This window comes from Micromonospora nigra, assembly GCF_900091585.1.
GTDB lineage: Bacteria > Actinomycetota > Actinomycetes > Mycobacteriales > Micromonosporaceae > Micromonospora > Micromonospora nigra.
Map to the genome: position 1 here is coordinate 200,950 of NZ_FMHT01000003.1, position 14,501 is coordinate 215,450.

Consider the following 14,501-nt stretch of genomic DNA (forward strand, 5'->3'; position numbering starts at 1 on the left):
CGGCCGGGTCACGAGTCGGTGCCTTCCATGGCCATGCGGACCAGGCCGGCGACGTCGAGTTCGCGGATCTCCTCCGCCGGTGCCGGCGCCCCGGTGCCCGCCGGCGTGGTGGCGGGGGCGCTGACCGTGCCGGCCAGTTGGAGCAACTGGTCGAGCAGGCCGGCCTGCCGCAGCCGGTCCAGCGGGATCGCGGCGAGGGCCCGGCGGACCTGTTCCTCGCCGGTGCCGCCGGTGCCGCTGTCGGTTCCGCTGTCGGGGAAGAGTTCCGCGTAGAGGTGGTCGGCGAGGCCCGCCGGGGTGGGGTAGTCGAACACGACCGTGGTGGGCAGCTCGTGTCCGGTCGCCGCGGTGAGCAGGTTACGCAGCTCCACGGCGGTCAGCGAGTCGAAGCCGAGGTCGAGGAAGCCCCGGTCGGTCTCGATCACGTCGCCGGAGGCGTGTCCCAGCACCTTCGCCGCGTCCACCCGGACCATCTCCAGCAGCGCTGCCCGCCGTTCCTCGCCGGGCAGCGTCCGCAGCCCGGCGAGCAGGTCGCGACCGGCCGGCGTGGCCGCCTCCGGCGCGGGAGCGGGGGCGGCCAGCGCCCGTACGGCCGGCAGGTCGGCCAGCAGCGGGCTGGGCCGCAGCGCGGTGAACAGCTGGTGGAAGGTGGCCCAGTCGACGTCGGCGACGGTGACGCAGGTGTCGCCGACGGCGAGGGCGTGCCGCAACCCGGCCATCGCCACGCTCGGCGGCAGCACCCGCAGACCCCGGCGGCGCAGCTGCTCCGGTGCGCCGTCGGTGAACATGCCCGACTCGGTCCACGGCCCCCAGGCCACCGAGGTGGCCGGCAGGCCCCGGCCGCGCCGCCACTGCGCGAACGCGTCCAGGTAGGCGTTGCCGGCGGCGTACGCGCCCTGCCCGCCGCTGCCCCACGCCGCCGCGATCGACGAGAAGAGCACGAACGCGTCCAGCTCGACCCCGTCGAGCAGTTCGTCGAGCAGCTCCGCGCCGAGCAGCTTCGGGGCGACGACGTACGCCAGGTCCTCCAGGGTCGTCTCGGCCAGCGGCACGACCTCGCTGACCCCGGCGGCGTGCACCACCGCACGCAGCGGCGGACCGTCCCGGCGCAGGTCGGCGATCAGGTCGGTCATGGCAACCCGGTCGGCGGCGTCGCACCGTTCGATGCGGCAGTCCACCCCGAGGGCGGTCAGCTCGGCCAACAGCTCCGCCGCGCCGGGGGTGTCGGTGCCACGCCGACTGGTGAGCACGATCCGCTCGGCACCGGCTCCGGCCGCCCAGCGGGCCACGTGCCCGCCGAGCGCCCCCGCTCCCCCGGTGATCAGCACGGTGTCCCGGGGCCGCAACGGCTCGGGCTCCCCCACGGTCGCGGCGGGGATGAGCCGCCGGACCAGCACGCCGGACTCCCGGACGGCGAACTGGTCCTCCGTGCCGTCGTCGGTGACGACACCGCCGAGGCGCATCGCCGTCCAGCTCTCGATCGTGGTGGGCAGGTCGACCAGGCCGGCCCAGCGGGCGGGCTGTTCCAGGGCGGCCACCCGGCCCAGGCCCCAGAGCGCCGCCTGCCGGGGGTTGACCGGGGCGTCGTCCTCGCCGACGCCGACCGCGCCCTGGGTGACGCACCACAACCGGGCCGTCGCGTCGAGGTCGGTCAGTTCCTGCAACAGCCGCACGGTCGCGGTGAGGCCCCGGGGCAGCGCCGGGTGTTCGGCGTGCGGGGCGTCGTCCAGGCCGAGGAAGGACAGGATCGACAGGGGGCCGTCGCCCGCGGCGAGAGCCTCGCCGAGCACGTCGGCGAGCTGCCCGCCGAGCACCTCGGATTCGGCGGCGGTGTCGACCGGCACGGTGCTGACGTCCATCCCGAGGGTCCAGGTGCAGGAGTCCAGGTCGGGGTCGTCGGCCCGGTCGGCGGGAAGCAGCACCAGCCAACGGCCGGGATCCTGGGTCGCCGGTGTCGCGGCGAGCGGCTCCCAGGCCTCCCGGTAGCGGGTGGCGTCCACCAGTGACCGTTCCCGGCCGCGCCGCCGCCACGCTGACAGGGCCGGGAGCACCGTCCCGAAGGGCTGCTCGCGGTCCACCTGCAACTCGTGGACGAGAGAGTCGAAGTCCTCGGCCTCGACGGCCGCCCAGAACCGGCGCTCGACGTCGGTGCGGTCGTCCTCGGCGGGGAGGCTGGCCCAGGCGGGCGGCTCCGGCCAGTACCGCTGCCGGTCGAACACGTACGTGGGCAGGTCGACGCGTTGGGCACCGGTGCCCTCGTACAGGGCGGACCAGTCCGGGGAGACGCCGTGGACGTGCAGGGCGGCGACAGCCCGCAGCAGGGTGACCGGTTCCTCGCGCGCGCGGCGCAGGGTGGGCACGACCAGCGGGGGTCGGGCGCCGGCCGGGGCGCCCTCGGCGAGGACGGCCTGGGCGAGGGCGGTGAGCACGCCGTCGGGGCCGATCTCGACGTACCCGGTGCAGCCCTGCTCGCGCAGGGCGGCGACGGCGTCGGCGAAGCGCACGGCGTCCCGGGCGTGGCGCACCCAGTACGTCGGGGCGTCGAGGTCGGCGGCGTCGACGGGGTGACCGGTGACCGTGGAGATCATCGGCACGGCCGGGTCCCGGTGCGTCAGTCGACCGGCGACGGCGGCGAGGTCGTCGAGCACCGGGTCCATCAGCGGGCTGTGGAAGGCGTGGCTGACGGCCAGCCGCCGGACCCGTACGCCCCGGGCTTTCCACTCCGCGGCCAGTTCCTCGACGGCGTCGCCGGCCCCGGAGAGCACGACGGCGGCGGGGCCGTTGACGGCGGCGACGGAGACCCGGTCGGCGCGGTCGCCGAGCGAGGCGACCACCTCGGTCTCGGTCGCGGCGACGGCGAGCATCGCCCCGCCGTCGGGCAGGGCCTGCATGAGCCGGCCCCGGGCGGCGACCAGCGTGGCGGCGTCGGCCAGGGAGAGCATCCCGGCGGCGAGGGCGGCGGCGAACTCCCCGATGGAGTGCCCGGCCACGGCGTCGGGGCGCACCCCCCAGGTCTCCAGCAACCGGAACAGTGCGACCTCGACGGCGAACAGCGCGGGCTGGGTGAACTCGGTACGGTCCAGCAGGGCCGCGTCGTCGGTGCCGGCCTCGGCGAACAGCACCGGCTTGAGGGGACGGGGCAGGTGCGGGTCGAGGGCGGCACAGACCTCGTCGAGGGCGGCGGCGAAGGCGGGGAACGCCTGGGCCAGCTCGCGGCCCATCCCGGCCCGCTGCGCACCCTGCCCGGAGAACAGGAACGCCACCTTCGGCCGGGGGGCGACCGTGCCGGTGACCACCAGCCGCGAGTCGTCGCCGGCACCGAGGGCACGCAGCCCGGTGCGCAGCGCGGCCCGGTCGGTGGCGAGGACGACGGCGCGGTGCTCCAGGGCGGCCCGGGTCACCACGGACGACCAGCCGACGTCGACCATCGGCGGGGCCTCCGGCCCGGTGAGCTGGTCGGCCCACGGGCCGGCCTGGGCGGCCAGTGCCGCCGGAGTACGCGCCGACAACAGCACCGGCACCACCGGCAACCGGTCCGGGTCCCCCGCCGGCAGGGCCGGCACCGGCTCCTCGGGAGCCTGTTCGAGGATGGTGTGGGCGTTGGTGCCGCTGATCCCGAACGACGACACGGCGGCGCGGCGCGGACGCCCGGTGACCGGCCAGGGTCGGCCCTCGGTGACCAGCTCGACCGCACCGGCACTCCAGTCCACCTGGTCGGTCGGCTCGTCGACGTGCAGGGTCGGCGGGAGGTAGCCGTACCGCAGGGCGAGGACCATCTTGATGATCCCGGCGACGCCGGCGGCGGCCTGGGTGTGGCCGATGTTGGACTTGACCGAGCCGAGCAGCAGCGGGCCGCCGTCGCCCCGGTCCTGCCCGTAGGTGGCCAGCAGCGCCTGCGCCTCGATCGGGTCGCCGAGCCGGGTGCCGGTGCCGTGCGCCTCGACGGCGTCCACCTCGGCGGCGGTCAGGCCGGCGTTGGCCAGCGCCTGCCGGATCACCCGCTGCTGGGACGGCCCGTTGGGGGCGGTGAGCCCGTTGGACGCGCCGTCCTGGTTGAGAGCGCTGCCCCGGACCACGGCGAGGACGGGGTGGCCGTTGCGGCGGGCGTCGGAGAGCCGTTCGACCAGCAGCACACCGAGGCCCTCGCCCCAGCTCGTGCCGTCGGCGGCGGACGCGAACGCCTTGACCCGGCCGTCGGGGGCCAGTCCCCGCTGCCGGCTGAAGCCGACGAACACCCCGGGGTGGACATCACGGTGACGCCGCCGACGAGGGCAAGGGAGCACTCCGCACGGCGCAGCGCCTGGCAGGCCCAGTGCAGCGCCACCAGGGACGAGGAGCAGGCGGTGTCCACCGACACGGCGGGCCCCTCCAGCCCGAGGGTGTACGACACCCGCCCGGACAGGACGCTGCCGGCGTTGCCGGTCATCAGGTGCCCCTCGGCGCCCTCGGCGCTGAACATCAGGTTGCGGTAGTCCTGGTAGTTGGTGCCGACGAAGACACCGGTGGGGCTGCCCCGCAGCGCGGTCGGGTCGATCCCGGCGCGCTCGATCGCCTCCCAGGACGCCTCCAGCAGCAGCCGCTGCTGCGGGTCCATGGCCAGGGCCTCGCGGGGGCTGATGCCGAAGAACCCGGGGTCGAAGTCGGCCACCCCGGCGACGAAGCCGCCCTCCCGGGCGTAGCTGGTGCCCTCGTTCTCCGGGTCGGCGTCGAAGAGCCGGTCGAGGTCCCAACCCCGGTCGGTGGGGAACTCGCCGATCGCGTCGCCGCCGGCGGCGAGCAGCTGCCACAGCTGGTCGGGGTTGTCCGCCCCGCCGGGCAGGCGGCAGCTCATCGCGACGATGGCGATCGGCTCGTCGTCGACCACGGTGGCCGGGGCGGGAGCGGCGGTCTCGGGGGCGGCGCCGGTGAGCAGCTCGCCGAGGTGCGCGGCGAGCACCGTCGGGTTCGGGTAGTCGAAGGCGAGGGTGGCCGGCAGCCGCAGGTCGGTGGCGGTGGCCAGGAAGTTGCGCAGGTCCACGGCGGTCAGCGAGTCCAGCCCGAGGTCGCGGAACGGCCGGTCGGCGGGAATGTCGTCGGCCGCGCCGTAGCCGAGCGCGGTCGCCGCGCACTGGCGGACCATTTCCAGCAGGGTGGCCGAGCGCTCCGCCGGGGAGAGCCCGGCGAGCCGGTGGGCCAGCGCGGACGGGGTGTCCGCCGCGCGCTCGGCGGCCTCCTCGGCGACCTGGCGGGCGGCCTCGCGTACCTCGTCGAGGTCGGCGATGAGCGGGCTGGGACGGACCAGGGTGAACGCGGGGGCGAACCGGGCCCAGTCGATGTCGGCGATCAGCGTCGTGGTGTCGCCCCGTCGCAGTGCCCGGCTGAGGGCTTCCACGGCCAGCTCCGGGTCCATGCCGACCATGCCGCCCCGGCGCAGCCGCTGCTGGGCGCGCTCGTTGTCGGCGGGCAGGCCGGCGCCGCGCCACGCGCCCCAGGCCACGGACAGCGCCGGCAGTCCTTCGGCCCGACGTCGCTCGGCGAGGGCGTCGAGGTAGGCGTTCGCCGCCCCGTAGGCGCCCTGGCCGGCGTTGCCGGTGGTGCCGGCGACCGAGGAGAACAGCACGAAGGCGTCGAGGTCGAGGTCGCGGGTCAACTCGTCCAGGTGGACGGCGGCGGCGCACTTGGGCGCGGCGACGGTGTGCAGGCGCTGCGCGGTGGCGGTGTCCACGATGCCGTCGTCGAGGACGGCGGCGGTGTGCAGCACGGCGGTCACCGGCGTGTCGTCGGGTGCGGCGGCGAGCAGCGCGGCGACCTGTTCGCGGTCGCTGACGTCGCAGCGCGCCACGGTCACCCGTACGCCGAGGTCGGTCAGTTCCGCCGTCAGGTCGGTGGCGCCGGGAGCGTCCGGACCGCGCCGGCTGGCCAGCAGCACGTGCGCCGCGCCGGAGCGGGCCGCCCAGCGGGCCAGGTGGCCGCCGAGCCCGCCGGTGCCGCCGGTGATCAGGACGGTGCCGCGCATCCGCCAGCCGTCCTCGCCGTCGGCGGCGGCGGGTTCGGGTTCGGTGATCCGGGTGAGCCGGCGGGCGTGCACACCGGACTCACGGACGGCGAGCTGGTCCTCGCCGCCGGTGTCGCCGAGCGCGGCGCAGAGCCGCATGCCGGTCCACGGGTCGAGTGTGTCGGGCAGGTCGACCAGGCCGCCCCAGCGGGCGGGGTGTTCCAGGGCGATCGCGCGACCGAGGCCCCAGACGGCGGCGGCCGCCGGGTTCGGCGGCGGGTCCCCGGCCTCGACGGCGACGGCCCGACGGGTGGCGCACCACAGGCGAGCCTCGACGTCGAGGGTGCCGAGGGCCTGCACCAGCAGGACGGTCCCGGTGACGCCGAGCGTGGTGGCCGGGTGGTCGGGGTGTGCCCGTTCGTCGAGGCCGAGCAGCGACAGCACGGTGGCGGGGCCACCGTCGGCGGGGAGCGCGGCGCGCAGCAGATCGGCCAGCACCGCCGGGTCGGTGGTCGGGTCCACCTCGACGGGTACGACGTCCGCGCCGACGCTGCCGAGCGCGTCGAGCACCTCGGCGACCAGCGTGTCGTCGGTCAGTGCGGCGGGGATCGCTACCAGCCAGGCCCCGTCGAGCCCGTTCAGCGGCAGGTCGGGCAACGCCGGCCAGGCGATCCGGTAGCGCCACCGGTCGATGTCCGGCTCGTCGTCGTCGCGGCTGAGGAACAGCGGGGGCGCGGGCCAGAACCGCTGGTGGTCGAAGGCGTAGGTGGGCAGGTCGACGGTGTCGGTCCGGGGCAGGACGCGGGTGAGGTCGACGGGCAGGCCGATGGTGTGGGCGGTGGCGAGGTTGGTCAACAACCGGGTCGGATCGTCATCGCCCCGACGCAGGCTACCCACCGTGTGACCGGCCACCCCCACGTCATCCAGGATCGCCGTCACCGGCATCGTCAACACCGGATGCGGACTGATCTCCACGAACGTCGTGAACCCGGCCGCCACCGCCGTCCGCACCGCCGCATCGAACCGCACCGTCTGCCGCAGGTTCTCATACCAGTAATCCGCCGTCATCGTCTCCGGGTCAACCCACTCCCCCGTCAACGTCGACACCAGACGAACACGACCAGACCGCGGAGCAACATCCGCCAGATCCGCACGAAGCTGCTCGGCGACCTCCTGCACCGCCACCGAATGAGAGGCATAGTCCACCGGAATCAACCGCGCCCGCACCCCATCGGCCTGACACGCCTCCACCAGATCCGCCACCGGCTGCGGCGGACCCGACACCACCACCGTCGACGGCCCGTTCACCGCCGCCACACCCACACCCGGATACCCGGACAACCGCTCCGCCACCGCCTCGACGGGCAGATCAACCGACGCCATCGCACCGGTCCCCCGCAACACCGACAACGCCCGAGACCGCAGAGCAACAGTCTTCGCCGCATCATCCAACGACAGAATCCCCGCCACACACGCCGCACCGATCTCACCCTGCGAATGACCGACCACCGCCTGCGGGGCGACACCCACGTGCTGCCACACCGCCGCCAGAGCCACCCCGACAGCCCACAACACGGGCTGCACCACCTCGACCCGCTCCAACCACGACTCGTCATCCCCGGTCAGCACGGCAACCAGATCGACGTCCAGGTACGGCGCGAGAGCCCGCTGACAATCCGCCAACACCACATCGAACACCGGCACCCGACCGACCAGGCCCGCCGCCATCCCCACCGACTGCGCACCCTGACCAGGAAACACGAACACCGGGCCGGCACCCTGCGGCGAAGCGGCCCCGGTCACCACGGTGCCCGCCGGCAGACCGGACGCCACGGCGTCCAGACCCGCGAGCAGTTCGTCGGTACCCACCCCGACCACGGCGGCACGGTGCTCGAACGTCGACCGGGTGGTCGCCAGCGACCAGCCCACCGCAGCCGGATCCAGTCCGTCATGCGCCCGCACGTACGCGGCCAACCGCTCGGCCTGACCGGCCAGCGCAGCCCTCGACCGCGCCGACACCGGCCACACCGTCACGTCCCCGTCGACCAGTTCCGGGGTCCGGGTCCCGGCTACCGGCTCGTCGGAGTTCTGCGGCTGCTCGATGATGACGTGGGCGTTGGTGCCGGAGATACCGAACGACGACACCGCCGCCCGACGTGGCCGACCCGTCTCCGGCCACGGCCGCGCCTCGGTCACCAACTCCACCGCACCAGCCGACCAGTCGATGTGCGGCGACGGCGCATCCACATGCAACGTCGCCGGCACCACCCCCTCCCGCATCGCCAACACCATCTTGATCACACCAGCCACACCCGCAGCCGCCTGAGCATGCCCGATGTTCGACTTCACCGACCCCAACAACAACGGCGCCCGACCGGCACGATCCTGCCCATACGTCGCCAACAACGCCTGCGCCTCGATCGGATCACCCAGAGTCGTGCCCGTACCGTGCGCCTCCACCACATCCACATCCGCCGTGGACAGTCGGGCGCTGGCGAGGGCCTGGCTGATGACGCGCCGCTGGGCGGGGCCGTTGGGTGCGGTCAGCCCGTTGGACGCGCCGTCCTGGTTGACCGCCGAACCGCGCACTGTCGCCAGGACCGGGTGGCCGTTGCGCCGGGCGTCGGACAGCCGCTCGACGAGCAGCCAGCCGACGCCCTCGGAGAAGCCGGCACCGTCGGCGGCGGCCGCGAACGACCTGCACCGGCCGTCCGGGGAGAGGGCGCGCTGCCGGCTCGACCCGACGTACAGACCGGGGGTGGCCATCACCGTCACGCCGCCGGCCAGCGCCAGTTCACATTCGCCCGCCCGCAGGGCCTGCACGGCGAGGTGCAGCGCCACCAGCGACGAGGAGCAGGCCGTGTCGATCGACACCGCCGGCCCCTCCAGCCCGAGGGTGTACGACACCCGGCCCGACGCGACGGCCGCCGCACCACCGGTCATCGAGTGACCCTCGTCGCCGTCCGGCGACATCATCAGCAGGGTGCCGTAGTCCTGACCGTTGGTGCCGACGAACACCCCGGTCCGGCTGCCGCGCAGCGACGCCGGGTCGATGCCGGCGGCCTCGACCGCCTCCCAGGACGTCTCCAGCAGCAGCCGCTGCTGCGGGTCCATGGTCAGCGCCTCGCGGGGCGAGATGCCGAAGAACGCCGCGTCGAAGTCGCCGGCCCCGTCGACGAAGCCGCCCTCCCGTGCGTACGAGGTGCCGGGGTTGTCGGGGTCGGGGTGGTACAGCCGGTCCAGGTCCCAGCCCCGGTCGTCGGGGAAGAAGGTGACACCGTCCCGACCGTCGCGCAGCAGCTCCCACAGGTCGCCCGGGTTACGCACCCCGCCCGGCAGGCGGCAGCTCATCGCCACGATCGCCACCGGCTCAAGTTCCTGGGACTGGGCCTCGCTGAGCCGGCGGCGGGTGTCGTGGAGATCCGCCATGACCCGCTTGAGGTAGTCGCGGAGCTTGTCTTCATTGGCCATCGGAGTGCCGCTTCCTCGGGAGGGACGGGTGAGAGCCGGAACGGGTCAGGAGATGCCGAGGTCCTCGTCCACCATCGCGAACAGTTCGTCGTCGGTGGCCTCGTCGAGGTGTCGGCCGATGGTGCCGCCGCTGTCCTGGCCGAGCCGGGAGAGCATCGCCTGGAGGCGTACGGTGGCTCGCACCCGCGCCGCCTCGTCCCGGGCCACCACGTCGAGGCTGTCGGCGATCCGGTCGAGGTCGTCCAGCAGGACCGTCGGGGTGACCACGTCGTCGTGGGCGACCTCGGCGAAGAGGTACTCCGCCAAGGTCGTCGGGGTCGGATAGTCGAAGACCAGCGTGACGGGCAGGGCCACACCGGTGGCCGAGCCGAGCCGGTTGCGCAGCTCGATGGCGGTGACCGAGTCGAAGCCCAGTTCCCGGAACGCCCGGTGCTCGTCCACCGCCTCGACGGACGGGTAGTTGAGCACGGCGGCGACCTGGCCGCGGACGAGACCGAGCAGGACGGCGAGCCGCTCGGCGGCGGGCAGGCCGGCCAGCCGCTTCTGCAGCGAGTCTGGGGAGTCGTCGGTGTCGGCCACCGCGCTGCGCTCGGTGGCCACCAGCCGGCGGACGTCCGGCAGGTCGCTGATCAGCGGGCCGGGCCGGGTGGCGGTGAACGCGAAGTGGAACCTCTCCCAGGCGATGTCGGCGATGGTGAGGTGTGCCTCGCCGTGGTCGACGGCCTGGTGCAGGGCGGTGATCGCCGCCTCGGGGGCCATCTCCGGTACACCGTGGCGGTGCAGAAGTTCGCCGAACGGCCCTTCGGCCATGCCGCCGCCGGCCCAGGCACCCCAGGCGATGGAGGTGGCGGGCAGGCCGAGGCCGCGCCGGTGCTGGGCGAGGGCGTCGAGGAACGCGTTGCTGGGGGCGTAGTTGCCGACGCCGGAGCTGGCGACGCTGCCGGCGAACGACGAGAACATGATGAAGGCGGAGAGGTCCAGGTCGAGGGTCAGCTCGTGCAGGTGGTACGCGACGTCGACCTTGGCCTGGAGGACCCGCTCGATCTGGTCCATCCGGATCTCGTTGATCAGGGCGTCGTCGAGTACGGCGGAGGCGTGCACGACCACGTTCAGCGGCAGCTCGTCGGGAATCGAGTCGATCAGGGCGGCCAGGGCGTCCCGGTCGGAGGCGTCACACTCGACGACGGTGCCCTGAGCGCCCAGCGCCGTGAGGTCGTCGACGAGCTGCTGCGCACCTGGGGCCGCCATGCCGCGGCGGCTGGCGACGACGATGTTCTGTACGCCGCTGCGGGCCAGCCAACGAGCGGCGTGACCGCCCAGAGCACCGGTGCCGCCGGTGACCAGAGCGGTGCCGTACGGCTCCCACGGTTGGGCGGGCTGGCTGTCGCCGAGCGGCACCCGGGTGAGCCGGCGGGCCAGCAGGCCGCTGGGGCGTACCGCGATCTGGTCCTCGTCGCCGGCGGTGGTGAGGGCCGCGACCAGCAGGTCGGCGCTGCGCTCGTCGACGGCCTCCGGCAGGTCGACCAGGCCGCCCCAGCGTTGCGGGTGTTCCAGCGCGGCGACCCGACCGAAGCCCCAGGTCAGGGCCTGCACCGGGGAGCGCAGCAGGTCGGCCCGGCCGACGGCGACGGCGCCGGAGGTGACGCTCCACATCGGGGCGTGCAGCCCGACGTCGCCGAGCGCCTGGAACAGGGCGACGGTGGCGGCGAAGCCACCGGGTACGGACGGGTGCAGCGGGTGGACCAGTTCGTCGAAGGCGAGCAGCGACACCACGCCGGTCACCTCGGCGGCCCCGTCGTCGCCGCCGGAGGCGGCGGGCAGGGCCTCCCGCAGCAGCTTGCCGAGTACCTCCCGGTCGGCGTCGGCGGTGGCGACGGGTACCGCGACGACGGTGGCGCCGGCGGCGGTGATCGCGTCGACGGCGGCGTCCTGCCACGGCTCGACGAACTCGCCGGTGGGCATGACCACGACCCAGGTGCCGGTCATGCCCCGGTTGGCCACGCCGGTGAGGGGCTTCCAGGTGTCCTGGTAGCGCCAGCGGTCGATGTCGGACTGCCGGCGGCGCTTGGTCCGCCACGAGGTGAGCAGCGGCAGGACGGGGGCCAGCGCGTCGAAGGCCTCGTCGGCCGGGACGTCCTCGGTGGCGACGGTCTCGGCGAGCGCGGTGAGGTCGCCGCGTTCCACGGCGGCCCAGAAGGAGGCGTCGGTGGGTTCGGCCGTGGTGTGGAGCAGGTTCTCCAGGTCGGCGCCGCCGCTGCCGTCCAGCCAGAACCGCTGGTGGTCGAAGGCGTAGGTGGGCAGGAGCAGCGTCTGTGCCTCGGCGAGCACGGTCGTGAGGTCGACGGGCAGGCCGATGGTGTGGGCGGTGGCGAGGTTGGTCAACAACCGGGTCGGATCGTCGTCACCCCGACGCAGGCTACCCACCGTGTGACCGGCCACCCCCACGTCATCCAGGATCGCCGTCACCGGCATCGTCAACACCGGATGCGGACTGATCTCCACGAACGTCGTGAACCCGGCCGCCACCGCCGTCCGCACCGCCGCATCGAACCGCACCGTCTGCCGCAGGTTCTCATACCAGTAATCCGCCGTCATCGTCTCCGGGTCAACCCACTCCCCCGTCAACGTCGACACCAGACGAACACGACCAGACCGCGGAGCAACATCCGCCAGATCCGCACGAAGCTGCTCGGCGACCTCCTGCACCGCCACCGAATGAGAGGCATAGTCCACCGGAATCAACCGCGCCCGCACCCCATCGGCCTGACACGCCTCCACCAGATCCGCCACCGGCTGCGGCGGACCCGACACCACCACCGTCGACGGCCCGTTCACCGCCGCCACACCCACACCCGGATACCCGGACAACCGCTCCGCCACCGCCTCGACGGGCAGATCAACCGACGCCATCGCACCGGTCCCCCGCAACACCGACAACGCCCGAGACCGCAGAGCAACAGTCTTCGCCGCATCATCCAACGACAGAATCCCCGCCACACACGCCGCACCGATCTCACCCTGCGAATGACCGACCACCGCCTGCGGGGCGACACCCACGTGCTGCCACACCGCCGCCAGAGCCACCCCGACAGCCCACAACACGGGCTGCACCACCTCGACCCGCTCCAACCACGACTCGTCATCCCCGGTCAGCACGGCAACCAGATCGACGTCCAGGTACGGCGCGAGAGCCCGCTGACAATCCGCCAACACCACATCGAACACCGGCACCCGACCGACCAGGCCCGCCGCCATCCCCACCGACTGCGCACCCTGACCAGGAAACACGAACACCGGGCCGGCGGAGGAACCCGCGACCGTACCGGTCACCAGACTGCCCGCCGGAGAGCCGGCCGCCAGGGCGTCCAGACCGGACAGCAGCTCGTCGCGGCTCGAACCGACAACGGCAGCCCGCTGGTCGAACGTCGACCGGGTGGTCGCCAGCGACCAGCCCACCGCCGCCGGATCGGCGTCGGCGTGCTCACGCACGTACGCGGCCAACCGCTCGGCCTGACCGGCCAGCGCAGCCCTCGACCGCGCCGACACCGGCCACACGGTGACGTCGGCCTCGACCAGGCCGGGCCTGTCGGCGTTCTCCTCGACGGTCTCGGGGGTCTCCTGCCCGTCGGCCGTCTCCGGGGCGGCGGTGCGCGGCTGGTACTCCTCCAGGATCACGTGGGCGTTGGTGCCACTGACGCCGAACGAGGAGACGCCGCCGCGGCGGGGCCGGTCCAGCTCCGGCCACGGCCGGGTCTCGGTGAGCAGGGACACCGCGCCGGCCGACCAGTCCACGTGCGGGGAGGGCTCGTCGACGTGCAGGGTCTCCGGCATGACCCCGTTGCGCAACGCCATCACCATCTTGACCAGCCCGGCGACGCCGGCGGCGCTCTGGGTGTGGCCGATGTTCGACTTGACCGAGCCGAGCCACAGTGGCCGGTCGGCGGGACGGTCCTGCCCGTACGTGGCGATGAGCGCCTGGGCCTCGATGGGGTCGCCGAGGGTGGTGCCGGTGCCGTGCGCCTCGACCATGTCGACGTCGGCGGAGCCGAGCCGGGCGTTGGCCAGCGCCTGCCGGATGACCCGCTGCTGGGAGGGGCCGTTCGGGGCGGTGAGGCCGTTGGACGCACCGTCCTGGTTGAGGGCGCTGCCCCGGATGACGGCGAGGATCGGGTGTCCGTTGCGTTCGGCGTCGGCGAGTCGCTCGACGACGAGCACGCCGCCGCCCTCGCCCCAGCCGGTGCCGTCCGCCCCGGCGGCGAAGGCCCGGCACCGGCCGTCGACGGACATGCCGCGCTGGCGGGAGAAGACGACGAAGACGCCGGGGGTGGCCATGACGGTGACGCCACCGGCGATCGCGAGGTCGCACTCGCCGCGACGCAGCGCGTTCACCGCCAGGTGCAGCGCCACCAGTGAGGACGAGCACGCGGTGTCCACGGTGACCGCCGGGCCGTTGAGGCCGAGGGTGAACGAGATCCGGCCGGAGGCGACGCTGGTGGTGTTGCCGGTGCCGAGGTACATGTCGACGCCCTCGGGGACGTGCGGCAGGCCCATCCCGTAGTTCGAGGTGCTCAGGCCGACGAAGACGCCGGTGGAGCTGCCGCGCAGGGACAGCGGGTCGATCCCGGCCCGCTCGACGGCCTCCCAGGAGGTCTCCAGCAGCAGCCGCTGCTGCGGGTCCATGGCCATGGCCTCACGCGGCGAGATGCCGAACAGGGTCGGATCGAACGCTGCGGCGTCGGTCAGGAAACCACCGACCCGGGTGTAGCTCTTGCCGGGCTTGTCCGGGTCCGGATCGTAGAGCGAGTCCAGGTCCCAGCCCCGGTCAGCCGGGAACTCGCTGAGGGCGTCCCGGCCGTCGGCGACGAGGTCCCACAGGTCCTCGGGCGAGCGGACGTCACCGGGGAACCGGCAGCTCATCGAGACGATGGCGAGCGGCTCCTGGTCGCGCGCCTCCACGGTCTGGAGCTTGCGCCTGGTGTCGTGAAGGTCGGCGGTCACCCGCTTGAGGAAGTACCGCAGCTTGTCGTCGCTCATCGGGTCGCACCTGCCTCGATCC

Annotated in this window: 1 protein-coding gene and 1 pseudogene; both read right to left on the minus strand. The window is 73.8% G+C overall.

Features of this window, described 5'->3' with window-relative positions:
* Positions 1-8 precede the first annotated feature (8 nt).
* Positions 9-9,445 (minus strand): annotated as a pseudogene (locus GA0070616_RS29270) (type I polyketide synthase).
* 45 nt (positions 9,446-9,490) lie between these two features.
* Positions 9,491-14,479: a type I polyketide synthase gene (locus GA0070616_RS01575; protein ID WP_091075111.1), complete on the minus strand. Its 4,989-nt coding sequence runs from the start codon at positions 14,477-14,479 to the stop codon at positions 9,491-9,493.
* Between the last annotated feature and the right edge of the window lie 22 nt (positions 14,480-14,501).